Here is a 16,819-nt window from a genome sequence, read left to right as displayed (position 1 = left end):
TGATCTACTAATCTTCCTGCTTCTCCAGAAGCATCCTGACGGCGATAGCTTACGAAAATTTTATTGTCAGCCATAAAAAAGTCCCTGATTGTCAGGGACTAATTTAATAAAAAATAGGATGTATGGAAGAGTTGTTCGGATTGTTATTCTTCCAATAAATCACTAAATATTTCTTTGATTTTGCTTACTACATCATTTGAAGGGTCAATGTTAACCACGCCCTTTCCTAATTCATGCCATAAACCATCCCCGCATTCAATGTAAGCTCCACGTTTGATGCCTGGATTTTCTTTGGCTATTTCATAGTTGTAATCTGGCGTGAAGATCAATTTCATCAACTGCACGGTATATTCCCAATTGATGTTTCGCTCCTCATCTCCTTCCATAAATATTACTTCCCTATCTGAAAATCGGATGGTGATCGAACAATCTTGAATTTTATCTGAAGTAACCTGTCGATAATGAATAGTAAGAGGAGCTTCTTTCTGGGCAGTTTCATAGATAGCCTGGATGATATCTTGACCAAAGACCATCCAATCATCTTGATCTGTAGGGATTTTTACCTTTCCCTGAACACCGGATTCTGTAAGTTTTAGAATAATTCCTCCCTCTTCCAGGCTTTTACCTGACCACTTGGTTTCCGAAAGTTTGTTTTGAATTGCCTTGATCCAGGTTTTGTTCAGAGGGCCTTCATAAGAAAAGTCATCTTGTAAAGTGAAACCTTCATCGAAGATTTCTGCCTCACTGATTTCATCTCGGTCAGTATAATGTAGATCTAATTTGCAACTCAATTCACCTTTGCTCCAGTCAAGAGAAATCCTATAAACATGACTATATGGGGGTGGGATTATTCCGGAATCAAACTCAATTTCCAATCCTGTAAGTTCTTCTTGTTTGGGCATGATAAAATTTGCTTTGCGCAAAAGTAATTTTTTTCGATGAAATAGAAGTTATTTGCAAGGTTAAACACAACATATGGAATCAATATCAGAGCGTATCGCCTCCGAGATTTACGATAAATCTTATGCGATAATTGATGATTTTATCAGTGAAGAACTTAGGGTATCCCTATTAAAGGAACAGTCAGAGCTGTTGGAAGCAGGAAAATTTAGGATTGCTGCAGTTGGAAAGGGCGAAAAAAGCAAGTCAGAACTGAGATCAGAAATGACCAGGTTTTGTGGATTGACTCGGATAACTTGAACAAATTTGAGCGGCAATACTGGGCTAAGGTAGAAGAAATCAGAAAGGCGATTAACCAGCGCTGTTACCTGGGCTTGAAGTCGTTTGAGGCACATTTTGCCAGATACCCCATTGGATCATTTTATGTCAGACATATGGATCAATTTCAACAAGTTCTCTATCGTTTGGTGACCGTGATCATTTATTTGAATGATTCATGGAAGGAAGAGGATGAAGGAATGTTGAGAATGTACCTACCCCAAGAGGATGGTTCTGAGAAAATCTTAGATGTACTACCCAAAGGAGGAAGATTAGTAGTTTTTTTGAGCGGAGAGATTCCTCATGAAGTAATGCCCACTAAAAAAGAACGAATAAGTATTACGGGTTGGCTAAGGGATATTGATTAACGTAATTTTATTTTGACTGTCACTGGTTTGTCTTTGACTTTAAAAGATGCTTTACTGAAACTTGGAGGTCCAAATAATAGAGAAGGATTATTAGAGAAACCAAATTTATCCAAAGGGTATCCAATTTGGTTTTTTTTCATTTCTCCATCCATATCCTGGTCGTGAAAAACAGAAAATGCGTATTCTCCAGGATCAATATCTGTTAAAACAATTTCGGCCTTTTTGTTCACTACAGGAAGGCTTAACTTTTTTATAGCCTTGTTTATTTCTGAAGGGAAACCATCTTTATTGTTGAATAAAAGTACCTGAACCACTCCTTTATTGATTTCAGTTTCTTCTATAATTAAATGGATTTCTCCTTTTAAAGGTGAAATGAAAGAGGAAAAAGAAATGAATAGCGCAACTAGCAAGTTCATGTTATAGTTTGAATGGTCTTTGGTCTGTTAATCTTACCTGTCCTTGTACGTTTAAACTCAGGGATTAGCCGTATTTCTTTGGGGATTTCATATTTATGAAGGACTTCCTTTAATACCCTTTGCAAATTTTCTGCCTTTTCAGTTTCAGGTCCCAACGATTCAATGGCTAAAATCAGTTTTTGCCCCAACTTCTCATCTGGCGCCCCATAAAAGAAATAGGAGTGATTAGGGAAAAAAGGTTGGATACTACTTTCAATTTTAGATTCTAAAATTTCTGGATGAAGTTTAATCCCTCCAGTATTGATCACGAAATCTGCTCTTCCTAACCAAGAAAATCGCTTGCCTTCATGCAATTCCACCAAATCGTTGGTTTGAATGGTTTGGTAGTTACTCATCGCGGATTTTATCCAAAGTGCTCCTCTAGAATCCTGTCCTATTTCCACTTCTGGCAGGGGCTTATACATCAGCTCCCCTTCTTCAAATGCTGCGATGGCGATATGGGAAACAGTTTCTGTCATCCCATAGGTCTGGTATGCATTTAAACCCTCCTTCAAAATAGAGGACTTGAGCTTTTTGAAACAGGGGCACCTCCTATAATTAGATATTCTAAAGATTTTAATTCCTTCAGATTTGTGGATAAACAATCTTCCACTTGCAAAGGAACCATGGCCACAAATTTTGGCGAGAAGTGGGTAGGAAGGTCGGAAAGCGGTTTTGAACTCGGTTCAACGACTAGCATTGGGCAATTCCAAACCATAGCCGGACCAACATCATCTTTCCCGCGATGTATTGGGTATTCATGCAACACAGCATTTCTGTTCCGGCAGTGATGCCAAAAAAGGATTGAGTAGCCAAAGCACTTGCCGTCATTTGAGAACGTAGAACCTGAATAGATTTGGGAGTGCCTGTAGATCCTGAAGTTTGCAATTCAAAAGATTCTTGGCCTGCCAACCATGCATTGCAAAATGTGAATGCAGGGATGGCAAAATCCGGTAAACCAGAAGGTGTATGTATGAAATCTTCTTGGGAAGAATACCTTTTTGTTCCAATTATCAATTCAAACATGGAGATGCAGGTCTTTGATTGATGAAAGTAGAGCAGCAAACTAACAACATTTTTCCGCGAAGCCTGTTATCTTGCAGCGAAAATTCAGCTTAAAATTTGATCATCATGGAGTGGATTACTGCAAAAGAATACGAAGATATCACCTATAAAAAGTGCAATGGCGTAGCACGAATTGCTTTTAACAGACCTGAGGTAAGAAATGCTTTTCGTCCAAAAACAACCTCCGAGCTTTACGACGCATTTTATGATGCGCAAGAAGATACCTCCATAGGAGTAGTATTATTGAGTGGGGAAGGACCTTCTCCCAAAGATGGGGGCTGGGCTTTTTGTTCAGGAGGTGATCAGAAGGCAAGAGGAAATCAAGGGTATGTAGGAGAAGATGGTTACCATCGATTGAATATATTGGAGGTCCAGAGACTGATCCGATTTATGCCAAAAGTAGTCATTGCAGTAGTCCCGGGATGGGCTGTAGGAGGTGGTCATAGTTTGCATGTGGTTTGCGATTTGACCTTAGCTAGTAAAGAGCATGCTATTTTCAAGCAGACTGATGCAGATGTAACCAGTTTTGACGGAGGATATGGATCTGCCTACTTGGCTAAAATGGTTGGTCAAAAGAAAGCGAGAGAAATCTTCTTCTTGGGAAGAAACTACTCCGCACAGGAAGCTTTTGAAATGGGAATGGTCAATGCTGTGATTCCTCATGAAGAGTTGGAAGCTACAGCCTATGAGTGGGCCCAAGAAATATTGGAAAAATCACCTACTTCCATCAAAATGCTAAAATTTGCCATGAATTTGACGGATGATGGGATGGTTGGCCAACAGGTGTTTGCCGGAGAAGCTACTCGATTGGCCTATGGTACAGAAGAAGCGAAAGAAGGTAGAAATGCGTTTTTGGAAAAGAGAAAGCCTAATTTCGGTTCCAATAAATGGATTCCTTAAGCGAAGAGAAAAGTTTTTGACCATACAACATAGCCTCAAAACAAGAGTTGAATCCTCCTTGTTTTGAGGCTTTTTCTTAGGCTATTGAATAGATTGATAGACCATTTGTCTCATCTTATCTCCCCAATAATTGCTATACGGATTCATTTGGGTCATAAAAATAGAAATCAGGTCTTCTTTAGGATCAATAAAGAAGAAAGTACAATAGGCTCCACTCCAAAAGTATTGGCCAACCGAACCCAATTTCTTGGCATTCGCTAGGTCTTCCAACACGGCAAACCCGAACCCGAACCCATGTCCTGCTCCATCATATAAGCCATCTGCCTGATCCATGGTCATTATTTCTATGGTTTTTGGGCTTAGGAATTGAATCCCATTAGACTCCCCTCCATTTAAAAGCATTCGGGAGAATTTTAAATAATCTTCAGCTGTGGAAAATAGTCCATGCGTACCTCCAAAGACAGTGTTTCCAGAAGTGGGTGTTTGGTTTTCCTGCTTGATCAATTTCCCATTACCATCCATGGTATGTACCTGAACCATCCTTTTTTGTTGCTCTTCATTCAGATTATACCCGGTGTCTTTCATTTCTAATGGGTCAAACAATCGTTGTTGTAGGAAATCTGCCGTGTTCATCCCAGAAAATGTTTCTATCAATAAAGAAAGCACATCCGGAGAAGCTGAATAATACCATTGTTCTCCCGGTTCGCCAATCAAGGGTAAGCTCACCAGTGTTTTTACCCGGCTTTCAATGTTTTCTTGAGGAGAGCCATACATGGCTTCTCTAATTTCCTCTTCTAGCTTTCCTGCTGCAATTCCATGCGAAAAACCAGCCGTATGACTAAGAAGTTGAGCAATGGTGATTTTGTTTTTTGCAGCCCGAGTTCCTCCAGCAATTCCTTGGCTTGGATCGTTCGCTATTCTGAAATCTTTGAACCAAGGCAAATATTTTTCTACTGGGTCATTCAGCTGAAAATACCCTTCCTCATAAAGCATCATGATACCCGTAGTGATGATGGGCTTACTCATGGATTGGATGAAAAATAGTTGATTTTTGAGCATGGGTTCATTGGAATTGATGTCACTTACTCCATAAGCTTCATGTTGGATCACTTCTCCGTTTTTATATACCAAAGTGACTGCCCCAGGAATATGACCTTCCTCAATTTGTTCTTCTATCACAGATTCGTACCGGGCTAAGCGATCTAAAGAAATGCGACTTGGCCCATGGATTACTGATTGGGCAAATACTCCAAAGCTTAGTAAAAAGAGAAGTAATGCAGAAGGGAAAAGTTTGGATTTAAGCATCTTGGGTTGGGTTATTAGTTATTGAAATTACGAATGCTAAGATAAGGTAATGAATTCGGACTGTTTACAATCAGAAAAGCCCTTTCATGCAGAACGAAAGGGCTTGATTTAGTTAATAAAGTGAGTTTAGATTTCAATTTTTACACCTAGCACCTTTAAAAACTCTCTGATCCAGGCAGCATGTCCAGGCCAAGCAGGTGAGGTAACGAGGTTTCCATCCACCAAGGCATCTGTGGCGGGAATCTCATGAAAATCGCCTCCTGCAATGGTGACTTCAGGTCCTACAGCCGGGTAGGCGGTAAGCTTTCTCCCTTTAACCACGCCTGCTGCAGTTAATATTTGTATCCCATGGCAAACTGCGGCAACAGGTTTATTGGTGTCAAAGAAATGTCTTACCATGTCCAAAACTTTGGAATTTAACCGTAGATATTCAGGGGCCCTTCCCCCGCGATGGCAATTCCGGCATAATCTTCAAGTTTCACCTCATCAAAGGTGTAATTCAAAGTAAAATTGTGACCAGGCTTTTCTGTATACGTTTGGTCTCCTTCAAAATCGTGGATAGCAGTTTTGATGGTTTCCCCTTTTTCTTTCCAGGGCAGACGGCGTGTACTTCAAATCCTACCATTTCCAGCATTTGGAAAGGAACCATGGTCTCATAATCTTCTGCAAAATCGCCTGTTAGAAATAAGATTTTTTCATTTTACGTGTGGTTTAAGTTGAAAAATTTGGTTTCTGCTTATACAACGGAAATGGATTAAAAAACATTCTTGGATAACGGCTAAATCTTTGCATTTTCATAGTAAGGTTTAATAAATAGTTTATGAATCATTTTGAGAGCACATATGTGGCCCCTGATGGAGTGAAACTTTACTTGCAGGCATGGATATCAGATCATCCCAAGGCCACTTTATTATTGGTTCATGGGCTAGGCGAGCATAGTGGCCGGTATTCCGTGTTGGCAGAAAACTTGGTTTCAATTGGGATTTCTGTTTTCACATTTGATGGTAGAGGACATGGAAAGTCTGTGCCAAATGGACCGGACGCATATTTTGACTCGTATTTAAGCTATTTGGAAGATATTCACGTGCTATTTGAAAAAGCAAAAAACTATCAAAAATCACTTCCTGTTTTTCTATATGGGCATAGTATGGGGGAGGATTTGCCGCTGCCTATGTACTGAGATATAACCCTGAATTAAATGGAGTGATTCTAAGTAGTCCTGCCATCATGGAAGATCCCAATACTCCAAAAATTCTAAAGTCTATTTCTGGATTAATTAGCAGATTTTTTCCTAGGCTAAAGGCTTTAAAACTTGACCCCAAGGGAATTTCAAAATTGAAGAAGGAAGTACAGCGGTACTTGGATGATCCGCTGGTTTATAAAGATGCCTATCCCGCAAGGACAGCTACTGAAATTTTCAATATGATGAAATACATTCAAGAGAAGGCGGGTGAATTTGACCAACCCGTCTTATTACTTCATGGTACCAGTGATACCTTAACCAATCCTGAAGGGTCAAAACTTCTGTTTAAAAAATCTAATTCTATTGATAAGACATTAAGGCTGATACCCGGAGGGTATCATGAATTGATCAATGATACCGATAGCGAGTTAGTTATGGAGATACTTGTGAATTGGCTAAAAGAAAAAATTTAAGTTTTGGGAGTTCCTAATAAAAATAAAAGATAAGCGGGACCAGATTTGACCCTCCCTACTTCCCAATGAAATTGATCACGATTTTTTACTTGAGCTATTAAGTCATTCATTTCCCCTCCGAATAGGTTCTTAGGCAAGATACTATTCCATCCCACCAAACGAATAAAGGCACAATAGGAATCAGATATGTAAAAAGCAGCCTCCCAAAATTAAATGGTCTGATGAAAGGAGTAGAGAGCACTACGGTAATAGGGGAGAAGAACATCGCTAACATGCTAGTTAAAGATCTTTCCTGACCCTCTGCAATAAAGATCGGCTGTCGAGTAGTCACTGCATTTTCCAGAATTTGGACGGCATCTTTAGGGCGGAAATGATGGAAAGAAAGGAATTGGGTCCGTAATCCCGAATACTTTTCCGGAACCGCTCTTGCATCAATTGCCTCCATTGAATAGGCTATATTAGTAGCTTGGGAGACAGTATATTCAAACGCTGCTAGGTTTGGAAAGTAATCTGTGAGAAGAATAGTGGTCTCAGGGTATTTTGCAATCAATTCCTGTTTCAAAGACAGGATTCCTCCGCCTCCCCAGATGCCAAATCAATGATCTGGTTTGTCCCAACGGATTGCAGTCCTTTTTCTATCCAAGGAATCAGGGGAACAAACATGTTTGTTTTGTTTGACAAAAACTGAAGGAAATCAGTACCATAATTTCGAAGAAAACCCGGAAACCATGGCAGATCTTCGAATTCGAAAAGATGAAGTCTATTCATGGGAACAAAAGCTGATTCCTACTTAATTTAGTCAATTCTCCATCAAATCCTGAAATAAATATTCGCTTGTATGGAACCTGGTTCCCCTCTTAAATTCCTGGAGCATTTGGGAACATCAAGCTTTTATAGTATTCCAAATCTCCTTCAGGTTGTTCGATATCACTGGGGAATGGCCTTTTTGAGAATGTTTGAAAATAAAGTAAACAGGCATTTCTCCACCATTCTGCTTCCTCCTCCTGAATGTTTAGCAATTGGCGGACATGCTCAAATTCTTCCGGATCTAGTTCAGGTTTTAAACTGGTCCAAGTTTGCTGCATGGCCCTCACTTCCTTTACCCCTCGATCATAATGATAGGCTATTCCTTCCCATAAGGTATGTCCGTCTTTCAATTTAAAATCCCAAGGTAAATGGTGGAACCAAAGCAGGTATTTTTCAGGTATTTCATTGGGGTTTGACCAAACCTCTTGAATTTCCTGGGCATATTGGCTCAATGCATCACTTCCGGTACTAGTTCTATCAAACCCGATTCCCAAGCTGTCGGCTTGATGGTAAAGGGGCGGTCCAATCTGCTCGACCTCCCATCACCCAAGGGCCTGGCCCGTAATGATGGCTTCTTCCCATGATATGGTGGAGTCCTAGAGGAGTCATATAATCCACAGCCGCTTCATGTGAATCGAGCATCATTTCCTCAATTTTCGAAACGACCATAGGTTTTTGACCAAAAGTCAATTTAATCCATTCTTCAGCAATATCAGCTGAATTGGCATCGGGGTTCCAAGCTAATTTTCCAAAAGCATACCAATTGGCTTGGCCAAATAGGTGACCAGTCCAGTTTCTATCCGTTCCAATATTGGAAACACCTGCCATTAAGGTAAGGTCTTGGTTCGTTTCAGTGCCTTCCAAGAGACTTGCAACCGTAGTGCTTGGCTTAGGTCTATAGATGTTCGTCTGTAATACTTCTTCCCACATGGGAGCTAGGAAAACCAATTGGGTAGCTTGTCCCAGATATTCCTGGGTGATCTGAAATTCCATTCCCACATTGGTTTGATTGATGGCTCCGAATAATGGATGGAAGGGTTCCCTAGGTTGGAAGTCAATGGCTCCATTTTTTATCTGGATAATGACATTGTCCCTAAATTTCCCATCTAGGGGTTCAAATTCAAAATTGGCTTGTTTATGCCGATCTTGATCCTCTTGAAAGGAATACACAAAAGCCCTCCAGATCAGCAACCCTCCATGGGGGCCAAGGCATCTGCAAGCATATTGGCACCTTCGGCATTGTTTCTTCCGTACTCATGAGGACCTGGCTGCCCTTCTGAATTTGCCTTCACTAAAAAGCCTCCAAAGTCCGGGATGTACGAATAGATTTCAGCAGTTTTTTCTTTCCAGAAATCCATGACCTGATCGTTTAACGGGTCGGCAGTTTCCAAACCACCGATCTGAATGGGAGCAGAGAATCTGGCAGTCAGAAATACCTTAATTCCATAGGGTCTGAAAATGTCAGCAAGCACTTTCACTTTCTTCATGAAGTCGGTGGTTAAGATCAAGGAATTTGCGTTCACATTGGTTAAGGAAACAGCATTAATTCCAATGGAAGCATTTGCTCGGGCATAGTCTATATACCTGGGATCAACATACCCAGGAAGTCTATGCCAGTCCCAAATTGAAAAGCCGGCATAGCCTCTTTCCACTGTTCTGTCCAGATTATCCCAATGGTTTAACATGCGTACTTTAACTTTCGGACTATCAGAATGAATTGAGTTTTTATTAAAAGTTTTACTTTGGACAGTTTTGATCCAATGAAATGTCCCATAAAGTACTCCTATGGGTGTGTTTCCAATGATTGAAAAATAGCATTTACCATCAATTTCCACTGGCCCTGTCCAAAAGCCATCCTCACCAAGCGCCTTAATTTCGGCCTGTTGGTCCAAGGATAAAACCTGCGAAAATTCTTGCCGGGTACCTAAATAAAATGTAGCGGATTGCAACCTTTCCTGTCTGAAACTGGGGGCGTTTCCAACCCAGGATTCCGCTGCTCTATTCAGCTCTTTTTTGATGACTTCATAGGTAGGATTTTCTCCAAAAAATAGACTCCAGAAAGTAATTCTGTAACATCATTTTGAAGGGTCGAGTTGGGCAGGGGCTGGTAGTCCAACCAAAGTTTGTAGCCATCATTTCCGAAGGAAGAAAAGCAATTGCCTAGCCAAAGGGAAACGAACAATAGGAGTAGGTTGATGGGTTTTTGCATAGTCTTAAAATTGGGGGTTTCTATCCAAAAAGCAATTGTTGTTTTAGGAATGAAAAGATACGGATATAAATCAATGTCTTAACAGACAATCTCTGTCAAATTGAGCCAGAAACCACCAAAATAAGAAGTGCCTTCCTTATATTCGGTTCTAACTTTTAGCCATGGATCAAAAACCATTCATTATCTACAAGTCTTCTGCGGGTTCAGGAAAAACCTATACCCTGACCCTGGAATATTTGAAATTAGCCCTACAAAGTCCACATGCTTTCAAGCAAATCCTTGCTGTCACTTTTACCAATAAGGCGACGCAAGAAATGAAAGAGCGGATATTGGAAGAATTGAACCGATTGAGATCAAAGGTAGATCCTCAAGAGAAAATGGATGCTGAGTTAATGAAAGCATTAGATGTGGATGAATCAGGGTTAAAGGTTCTGGCCCAACAAACGCTTACTGCCATCCTCCATGATTATGGCAGATTCTCTGTGAGTACCATTGATAGTTTTTTCAGAAAGTAGTCAGGGCATTTGCCAGAGAGATTGATCTGAATGCCAAGTTTGATGTGGAAATGGATCAGGCAGCGGTATTGGATCGGGTGGTAGACCGGGTGGTGATGTTGGTGATGGAGGATGAGTTTCTCCATAAATGGTTGGTGGATTATGCCTATGAGCAAATCCAAAATGGGAGTTCATGGGATATCCGAAGAAACATACACGGATTAGGTCAACAGATTTTTCAGGAAGACTTCAAAAAGTTCGCACCGGAGATCAAAGAATTTTTGAAAGAAAAGGAAAACATCACCTCGCTCCAGACGATGGTCAGGGAGCGGAAATCCGAAATTGTTCAATTAGCGAAGGAGCTTGGGACTCATGCCAATACAATACGGGTTTCCAATGGCTTGGAATGGACTGATTTTGCAGGCGGATCCGGACCTTTGCAAAAGTTTTTAGCCTATTGGGAGATAAAAATCAACCTATTCCAAAGTTGACCGATGCAACACTTGCTAAGATAGATCAACCTGATAGCTGGTTTTCGAAGTCCAGTAAATGCATTGATCAGATTCAATCGGCATACGAACAAGGACTTAACCAGATCCTCATTCAAATGGATGCTTTGACTTCCAGATGGAATACCCTGCAGGCAATAGCCAAAAACAGTTATGTCTATGGAGTTTTCAAAAACTTGTTGGATGAGTTAAGTTTGGTAAAAGATGAAGAGAACATACTTCTCATATCGGATGCAAATGAGTTTCTCAAAGAAATTACAAAGGGGAATGACACGCCTTTCATCTATGAGAAAGTAGGAAACCAGTACAAAAACTACCTCATTGATGAGTTTCAGGATACCTCCGGCTTCCAGTGGGATAGCTTTAAGCCTTTGTTGGAAAACTCTTTAGGACAACATCAAACCAATTTACTGGTGGGAGATGTGAAGCAGTCCATTTATCGCTGGCGGGGAGGAGAGATGAAATTATTGCTCTCTCAGGTAGAAGAAGAGATTGGAACCGACCGGATTGCCTTGAAAAACCTAGATACGAATTTCAGAAGCCTTCCCCATATCATTCAATTTAATAACTCGGTATTCAAGGTGCTTCCAAAATCTATGGAGCAGGTATTATTTGTTGATTATGGAGTAGAAAATCCGAAAATCTTATCTCAGGCGTATGAAGATTCATTCCAGCATGTTTCTTCCAAAAAGATGAATTCGGGCTTCAAAGGAAAAGTAAAACTGGAATTTATTGATCCCAAGAATGTGGAAGATGAAAGTAGTTTTGACGAGTTGGTGTTGGATAAGCTTCCCGAAGTAGTCAAAGAACTTCAAGACCATGGATATGAACTCAAAGACATTGCATTCTTAGTGAGGACAAAAATCAAGGAGAGGCGATTGCAGACAAAATGATGGATTATGCTGCTGAAAACAAAAATCCAAACTATGGTTTTGATGTCCTGTCGGACGAGTCCATGTATCTCAATAAAGCAGCATCAGTAAAAGCATTGGTTTCCGGTTTCCACTATTTACATAATCCAGCGGATCAAGTGCAATACAAAACCATGTGGTACCATTTGGCAGTATTGAAAAATGAGCCCGTTTCCCATGAGTTATTTGCATTGGATAAAATGCCTTCCTATTTGGATGAGCAAGTGAAAGCCTTTCAGGAAAAGGAAAAGACCATGCTTCAGTTGCCCTTAATGGAAGCGCTGGAGGAATTGATTCAAGTTTTAGGGCTCATGGAGCTTAGGAAAGAAAGCGCCTATATTTCCGGATTTAAAGAAGCAGTGTTTGATTTTACAGCAAACAACAGGGCTGACTTCAGTGGCTTCTTGGATTGGTGGGAAGATCAGCAATTGAAGCGTACCGTCAAAATTCCGGAAGGCCATAATGCTATGAGGATTATGACGATTCATAAATCCAAAGGACTCCAATTTAAAGTGGTTCTGATGCCGTTTTTGAAATGGACCATATTTGATACCAGTAAAGGAAATGTGATTTGGTCGCCTTTTGAGGATAGAGAGAAGGGCTTGTCGGCGATTATTCCTTTAAATCTGAATAATGAATTGGCCAACTCTGATTTCCGAGAGACTTATGCAGAGGAGGCTACCATGGCCTATTTAGATAGTTTGAATATGCTTTATGTGGCTTTGACGAGGGCTGAGGAAGTTTTTTATGGGTTTTCACCATTTAAAGAAACCATCAAATCCCAAAACTACATGGAAGCCCAATTGCAGCAATTGATTCAATTTGATGGTTCAGAGGAGGGGGATTAAGCTTTAAAACTTATTTTGACCAAGAGTCAAAAGTATTTGAGTTAGGAGATTGGCCAGAAAGCCAAGTGAGGAAATTGGAACCCCATCAGGCGCCGGCCCTTCGTTGGGCTTATAAAAATTGGGCGGAGGTATTAAAACTGAAGAAATATGCCGTGGATTTTTCAATAGAGGGATTAGCACAGCGCAAGAAGCAAAAATTCGGATTGTTGGTACATGAAATTCTGGAACTATCCATCAATCATCAATCCGCCTTGCAGCACCTTCAAAAGTTCTATTTTGAAGGCAGATTAAGTGCGGAAGAGAGGTGCATTGTCGAAGAGCAATTGGGACATCTTTTCGCCCATCCTACTTTTGCCTCCTGGTTTAGCTCAGAAGGAGTATTACTAGCAGAACAAGGAATTTTACTTCCTGGAGGAAAGCAAAAACGACCAGATCGGATCATTTTAAATGAACAGGAGGCATTGATTGTGGATTTTAAAACTGGTGAGAAGCAAAATCGCTATGCAGAACAAGTGCGAGAGTATATGAAATTGGTGGCCAGTTTGGCCAAAAGGCCTACCAAAGGATATTTATGTTATTTAGAGACTGGTTTAATTGAGGAGGTATATGCATAGTTTTTGAAAAACACAGCAAAAGAAATCCTCGAATCAGGGTTGGATTTTCAAGATATTACAGTGGTATTGCCAAATCGAAGAGCAGGCCTATTTTTTACCCAACATTTGGGAAGCCTTATCCAGGAACCTACTTGGATGCCAGAGGTAAAAACCATAGAGGAGCTATTCTGTGAATTGGGAGGGGAACGACCGGCAGATGATCTGACTTTAATCTTCGAATTGTATAAAGTTTACCAAGAACTCAATCCTGAGCCAGAAACCTTTGATCGCTTTTATTTCTGGGGAGAGATGATCTTAAAAGATTTCAATGATGTGGATCAGTTTATGGCCGATGCCAGCAAACTATACCACCACTTATCAGAAATCAAAGAGATTGAGTCTGACTTGAGTTTTTTGAACGAAAGTCAAATAGAGCTGATCAAACAATTTTGGTCTTCTTTTATTAGACAGGATCGGGATCATCAGGAGAAATTTTTGAAATTCTGGCAACTATTGGGGCCACTTTATTCTGCCTATAAAGCTTCTTTGAAAGTTTCCGGTCTGGCTTATTCAGGAATGATATACAGGAAAGTGGCGGAATCCCTGAGTGAGATTACTGTCCCAAAAAGAAGTTTCATTTTATAGGATTCAATGCGTTTACGGGAACGGAGGAAGCCTTGATCAAGCACTATATTACTGAATTTGATGCAAAGATATACTGGGATATAGATGCCTATTATGTGGAGGATAAAGTCCAGGAGGCAGGTATGTTTTTTCGTGACTATCGCAAAGACCTGGTTTTTGGACCCACGTTTCCGGAAATCATCCCCACACATATTGAGGATAGAGATGCAAGAATTCATACCTATGCCACGCCATTAAAAGTCAATCAAGCAAATCTGGTAGGAGCACTTTTGGAGAAAGTACCTGCAGGAGAATCTTGGGAAGAAACAGTGGTGATTTTACCGGATGAGCAAATGTTATTTCCTATACTTCACACACTTCCGGAGCAGGTAGGCAAAGTGAATGTCACCATGGGGTACCCGGTAAAAAATGCTCCTGTTTATTCCTTTTTGGAGGCGGTATTGGAAATGCAGCGCTTTATCAAGGTAGAGGACGGGCGAGTGTTATTTTACCATACAGCAGTCAAAAATTTATTGAGCTCGGTGTACTTGAAAAGTGTAAACCCGGGCTTTGCTGAAAAACTGTTGGAGGAAATGCAATTATTGAATCAAATTCATATCCCAGTAGATAGACTTGCCAAAGGAGGGAGTTTGTACCAGCTGATATTCCAAAAGCTGGAAAATGATCGACTCTTTCCTTATTTGACCCAGTTAATGGAGACCTTGGCTGAACAACTTCAGGAGGAACCTTTGCAGCGATCTTACTTGTACCAATGTTTTAAACAATTGACCCGCTTAAAAGAGATTTTTGCAGGTCAGGATATTTTAAGCATTAACCGGGAGTTTTTTATCCGTCTGTTTCGTCAGGTATTTCGGGAAGTGAAGTTGCCTTTTGAGGGGGAGCCTCTTTTGGGATTACAGGTAATGGGTGTCCTGGAATCCAGGAATTTGGATTTCAAACGTGTCATCATTTGTAATATGAATGAGGATAGTTTCCCACCAGCGGGAGGGTTAAATTCCATGATCCCATTCAATATCCGTAAAGCTTTTGGTTTGCCTGTACAGGAGCAGAATGATTCCATTTATGCCTATACTTTTTACCGCTTACTTCATAGTGCAGAAGAAGTGCATATGATTTATACCACCGCTTCTGATCAGGGGAAGGCAGGTGAAAAGAGTCGATACATACAACAAATGGCTGTGGAGCTTGGGCGGAAGATGGAGGAAGAGGTGATTTTTATTCCTATTGACCAGCAATCCCCTGAGCCTATTAGCATAGAGAAAGATGAAGAGGTATTACATCTATTGGATAAATACCTTTTGGATGAGCATGGCTTTTCCGAAACCGCATTTTCACCTTCTGCCTTGAGTGTTTTTTGGATTGCAGGTTGAAATTCTATTTTCAGTATTTGGCAAATATTCAAGAGAAAGAAGAAGTCAGCGAGGAAATAGATGCAGCTGTATTTGGGAATCTGGCACACTTGAGTATGGAGTTCTTGTATCAGGATTTCGCAAATAGGAAGAAGAGGACCGTGTTGGAGAAATCCGATTTTAAGGAATTGAAAACCAATTGGGTTTTTCCTGCAATTGAAAAAGCGATCAGGAAATTTTACCACTTGGAAGGGGAGGCCAATACCAAGCTGAACGGTCAAATGGCCATTGCCCGTGATGTGCTTCAGAAATATTTGCATCAGATTTTGAAAATAGACGAGGAATCTGCGCCATTTACCCTGATTTCTCTTGAAAAAGAGAAAAGGTATGCGGCAGCATTAACGATCAATACAACATCAGGAGATCAAAAAGTCGCGCTTCGGGGGATTATAGATCGGGTGGATGAGCAAAATGGAACCATTCGCCTGATAGATTATAAATCAGGAATAGATAATAAGAACTTTCCGGATATCCCTTCTTTATTTGACCGGGAGAATAAATCCCGAAATAAAGCAGCCATGCAGACCATGTTTTATGGATTGATTTACCAGGAAACGGTGGCAGGGAATACAGCACCCTTGAAACCTGCTATTTTCAATCTGAGGGAAATGTTTAAGGATGATTTTAATCCCTATTTGCAGCTCAAGGAAGGAAGAAAACCTGGTGTAGAGGTAAATGATTATCTGGATTTTGAGGAAGAGTATAAGGCCGGGTTAAAATCCCTTTTGGAAGATATCTATGACCCAGATCAAGCCTTTGATCAGACAGAGGATCTCAAAAAATGCGGGTATTGTCCGTATCAAGAGATTTGTGGAAGATAATGGGCTATAGCTTGAATTAATCAGAACATAAGGCCTGCTCTAAAAACAAAACTTCGAAATAAGAAATTAGTTTCTGTCAACGTACTATATCCCGGAGGTAAAAGATCATTGGGGATCGCGGTAGAACCAGGAGGTGAAAAAGTCCCGACAAACTGTGAGATTTGTTGACGTTTATAGGCAAAGCTAATTGTTAACGCTGATTTTCCTTTTTTAGCGGGGAAGCTAATTCCCATGGATGGACTAACTAAATAGCCTCCTTCATACCAGCTTTTGCTCCATTCGTTTTCCTCCTTTTTCTCCAATAGGGCTGATCCTCCTCCAAAATCCAATCCAGCAAATACCTTGGGTTTTCCCTCCTGCCCCAAAAACCTCTCCATCCCAATGCCAGTGGGATAATGGAGAGTTCCTCGTATTGATCCAATCCGGTTGAAAACCCGATGACATGATTTTTGGTAAGGCGGATTCCATGAAATGTGATCAAACTGACATCAATTCTTTGTTCTTTCCTTCCGTCCCATTGCTCAGACCCTTTACCATATAAGAAACCCAGTTCGGTCTGATTAAAATAGGCTTTTTCCTGAGCGTTACTGTTCAAGTAAAAAAATA

General features: G+C 40.6%; 23 protein-coding genes and 2 pseudogenes. 12 read left to right on the top strand and 13 right to left on the bottom strand.

Annotated elements, in window-relative coordinates; translation table 11 throughout:
• Nucleotides 1–143: 143 nt before the first annotated feature.
• Complete coding sequence (locus V8V91_RS06945) at nucleotides 144–902, bottom strand: hypothetical protein (RefSeq protein ID WP_373399444.1); 759 nt, start codon at nucleotides 900–902, stop codon at nucleotides 144–146.
• Nucleotides 903–975: 73 nt separating this feature from the next.
• Between V8V91_RS06945 and V8V91_RS06940 the strand changes: the two genes are divergently transcribed.
• Both V8V91_RS06940 and V8V91_RS06935 read left to right on the top strand, forming a co-directional pair.
• Entirely contained in the window at nucleotides 976–1,200 is a 225-nt protein-coding gene (locus tag V8V91_RS06940; RefSeq protein WP_373399443.1) for a hypothetical protein, read from the top strand.
• The gene (locus V8V91_RS06935; RefSeq protein ID WP_373399442.1) at nucleotides 1,197–1,586 is read left to right on the top strand and encodes a 2OG-Fe(II) oxygenase; all 390 of its coding nucleotides are present in this window, start codon (nucleotides 1,197–1,199) and stop codon (nucleotides 1,584–1,586) included. Before V8V91_RS06940 ends, V8V91_RS06935 begins: the two co-directional genes overlap by 4 nt.
• Here the strand turns inward: V8V91_RS06935 and V8V91_RS06930 are convergent.
• The 3 genes from V8V91_RS06930 to V8V91_RS06920 form a co-directional block, all read right to left on the bottom strand.
• Nucleotides 1,583–2,002 carry a DUF2141 domain-containing protein gene (locus V8V91_RS06930; protein WP_373399441.1) on the bottom strand — a complete coding sequence of 140 codons (420 nt, stop codon included), beginning with the start codon at nucleotides 2,000–2,002 and terminating at the stop codon, nucleotides 1,583–1,585. The two genes, V8V91_RS06935 and V8V91_RS06930, sit on opposite strands and share 4 nt — an antisense overlap.
• Complete coding sequence (locus V8V91_RS06925) at nucleotides 1,999–2,556, bottom strand: hypothetical protein (protein WP_373399440.1); 558 nt, start codon at nucleotides 2,554–2,556, stop codon at nucleotides 1,999–2,001. Before V8V91_RS06925 ends, V8V91_RS06930 begins: the two co-directional genes overlap by 4 nt.
• Before the next feature lie 178 nt (nucleotides 2,557–2,734).
• Nucleotides 2,735–3,067 (bottom strand): hypothetical protein, encoded by a 333-nt coding sequence (locus tag V8V91_RS06920; RefSeq protein ID WP_373399439.1) that lies wholly within the window; start codon nucleotides 3,065–3,067, stop codon nucleotides 2,735–2,737.
• 105 nt (nucleotides 3,068–3,172) lie between these two features.
• Here V8V91_RS06920 and V8V91_RS06915 point away from each other — a divergent pair, with 105 nt between their 5' ends.
• The gene (locus V8V91_RS06915) at nucleotides 3,173–4,006 is read left to right on the top strand and encodes a 1,4-dihydroxy-2-naphthoyl-CoA synthase (protein WP_205643537.1); all 834 of its coding nucleotides are present in this window, start codon (nucleotides 3,173–3,175) and stop codon (nucleotides 4,004–4,006) included.
• Nucleotides 4,007–4,087: 81 nt separating this feature from the next.
• Here V8V91_RS06915 and V8V91_RS06910 read toward each other — a convergent pair whose 3' ends face one another.
• Entirely contained in the window at nucleotides 4,088–5,311 is a 1,224-nt protein-coding gene (locus tag V8V91_RS06910) for a serine hydrolase domain-containing protein (RefSeq protein WP_373399438.1), read from the bottom strand.
• Between the two features lie 126 nt (nucleotides 5,312–5,437).
• The gene (locus tag V8V91_RS06905; RefSeq protein WP_373399437.1) at nucleotides 5,438–5,710 is read right to left on the bottom strand and encodes a DJ-1/PfpI family protein; all 273 of its coding nucleotides are present in this window, start codon (nucleotides 5,708–5,710) and stop codon (nucleotides 5,438–5,440) included.
• A 421-nt stretch (nucleotides 5,711–6,131) separates the two neighbouring features.
• Between V8V91_RS06905 and V8V91_RS06900 the strand changes: the two are divergent.
• Nucleotides 6,132–6,967, top strand: a pseudogene (locus tag V8V91_RS06900) (lysophospholipase).
• 106 nt (nucleotides 6,968–7,073) lie between these two features.
• Here V8V91_RS06900 and V8V91_RS06895 read toward each other — a convergent pair.
• From V8V91_RS06895 to V8V91_RS06870, 6 genes and pseudogenes are all read right to left on the bottom strand, one after another.
• Complete coding sequence (locus V8V91_RS06895; RefSeq protein ID WP_373399436.1) at nucleotides 7,074–7,529, bottom strand: hypothetical protein; 456 nt, start codon at nucleotides 7,527–7,529, stop codon at nucleotides 7,074–7,076.
• Nucleotides 7,526–7,735 carry a hypothetical protein gene (locus V8V91_RS06890; protein ID WP_373399435.1) on the bottom strand — a complete coding sequence of 70 codons (210 nt, stop codon included), beginning with the start codon at nucleotides 7,733–7,735 and terminating at the stop codon, nucleotides 7,526–7,528. The genes V8V91_RS06895 and V8V91_RS06890 overlap by 4 nt, the downstream gene beginning before the upstream one ends.
• Nucleotides 7,736–7,824: 89 nt before the next feature.
• A complete protein-coding gene (locus V8V91_RS06885; protein ID WP_373399434.1) occupies nucleotides 7,825–8,268 on the bottom strand; it encodes a hypothetical protein in 444 nt (147 codons plus the stop codon).
• Complete coding sequence (locus tag V8V91_RS06880) at nucleotides 8,252–8,602, bottom strand: hypothetical protein (RefSeq protein ID WP_373400636.1); 351 nt, start codon at nucleotides 8,600–8,602, stop codon at nucleotides 8,252–8,254. The genes V8V91_RS06885 and V8V91_RS06880 overlap by 17 nt, the downstream gene beginning before the upstream one ends.
• A gap of 21 nt (nucleotides 8,603–8,623) precedes the next feature.
• Nucleotides 8,624–9,780: pseudogene (locus V8V91_RS06875) on the bottom strand (alpha-glucuronidase family glycosyl hydrolase); the annotation flags it as partial.
• Entirely contained in the window at nucleotides 9,777–9,983 is a 207-nt protein-coding gene (locus V8V91_RS06870) for a hypothetical protein (RefSeq protein ID WP_373399433.1), read from the bottom strand. The gene V8V91_RS06870 and the pseudogene V8V91_RS06875, both read right to left, overlap by 4 nt.
• A gap of 161 nt (nucleotides 9,984–10,144) precedes the next feature.
• On the opposite strand from V8V91_RS06870, the gene V8V91_RS06865 reads away from it, so the two are divergent.
• The 8 genes from V8V91_RS06865 (at nucleotide 10,145) to V8V91_RS06830 (ending at nucleotide 16,213) form a co-directional block, all read left to right on the top strand.
• Complete coding sequence (locus V8V91_RS06865) at nucleotides 10,145–10,498, top strand: UvrD-helicase domain-containing protein (RefSeq protein WP_373399432.1); 354 nt, start codon at nucleotides 10,145–10,147, stop codon at nucleotides 10,496–10,498.
• A gap of 50 nt (nucleotides 10,499–10,548) precedes the next feature.
• Entirely contained in the window at nucleotides 10,549–10,968 is a 420-nt protein-coding gene (locus V8V91_RS06860) for a hypothetical protein (RefSeq protein WP_373399431.1), read from the top strand.
• On the top strand, nucleotides 10,935–11,879 hold the full coding sequence (locus V8V91_RS06855) for a UvrD-helicase domain-containing protein (protein ID WP_373399430.1): 945 nt from the start codon (nucleotides 10,935–10,937) through the stop codon (nucleotides 11,877–11,879). The genes V8V91_RS06860 and V8V91_RS06855 overlap by 34 nt, the downstream gene beginning before the upstream one ends.
• Complete coding sequence (locus tag V8V91_RS06850) at nucleotides 11,876–12,745, top strand: 3'-5' exonuclease (protein WP_373399429.1); 870 nt, start codon at nucleotides 11,876–11,878, stop codon at nucleotides 12,743–12,745. Before V8V91_RS06855 ends, V8V91_RS06850 begins: the two co-directional genes overlap by 4 nt.
• 65 nt (nucleotides 12,746–12,810) lie before the next feature.
• The gene (locus tag V8V91_RS06845; protein ID WP_373399428.1) at nucleotides 12,811–13,359 is read left to right on the top strand and encodes a PD-(D/E)XK nuclease family protein; all 549 of its coding nucleotides are present in this window, start codon (nucleotides 12,811–12,813) and stop codon (nucleotides 13,357–13,359) included.
• Nucleotides 13,360–13,362: 3 nt separating this feature from the next.
• Nucleotides 13,363–13,983: a hypothetical protein gene (locus V8V91_RS06840; RefSeq protein WP_373399427.1), complete on the top strand. Its 621-nt coding sequence runs from the start codon at nucleotides 13,363–13,365 to the stop codon at nucleotides 13,981–13,983.
• A gap of 32 nt (nucleotides 13,984–14,015) precedes the next feature.
• Nucleotides 14,016–15,353, top strand: coding sequence for a hypothetical protein (locus V8V91_RS06835; RefSeq protein WP_373399426.1), 1,338 nt, complete (start codon nucleotides 14,016–14,018; stop codon nucleotides 15,351–15,353).
• 17 nt (nucleotides 15,354–15,370) lie between these two features.
• On the top strand, nucleotides 15,371–16,213 hold the full coding sequence (locus tag V8V91_RS06830) for a PD-(D/E)XK nuclease family protein (protein WP_373399425.1): 843 nt from the start codon (nucleotides 15,371–15,373) through the stop codon (nucleotides 16,211–16,213).
• Nucleotides 16,214–16,457: 244 nt separating this feature from the next.
• Here the strand turns inward: V8V91_RS06830 and V8V91_RS06825 are convergent, their stop codons facing one another.
• Nucleotides 16,458–16,808, bottom strand: coding sequence for a hypothetical protein (locus V8V91_RS06825; RefSeq protein ID WP_373399424.1), 351 nt, complete (start codon nucleotides 16,806–16,808; stop codon nucleotides 16,458–16,460).
• Nucleotides 16,809–16,819: the final 11 nt, after the last annotated feature.

Source organism: Algoriphagus halophilus, assembly GCF_041729275.1.
GTDB classification, from domain to species: domain Bacteria; phylum Bacteroidota; class Bacteroidia; order Cytophagales; family Cyclobacteriaceae; genus Algoriphagus; species Algoriphagus halophilus_A.
This window is presented reverse-complemented; position numbering and strand designations above follow the sequence as displayed.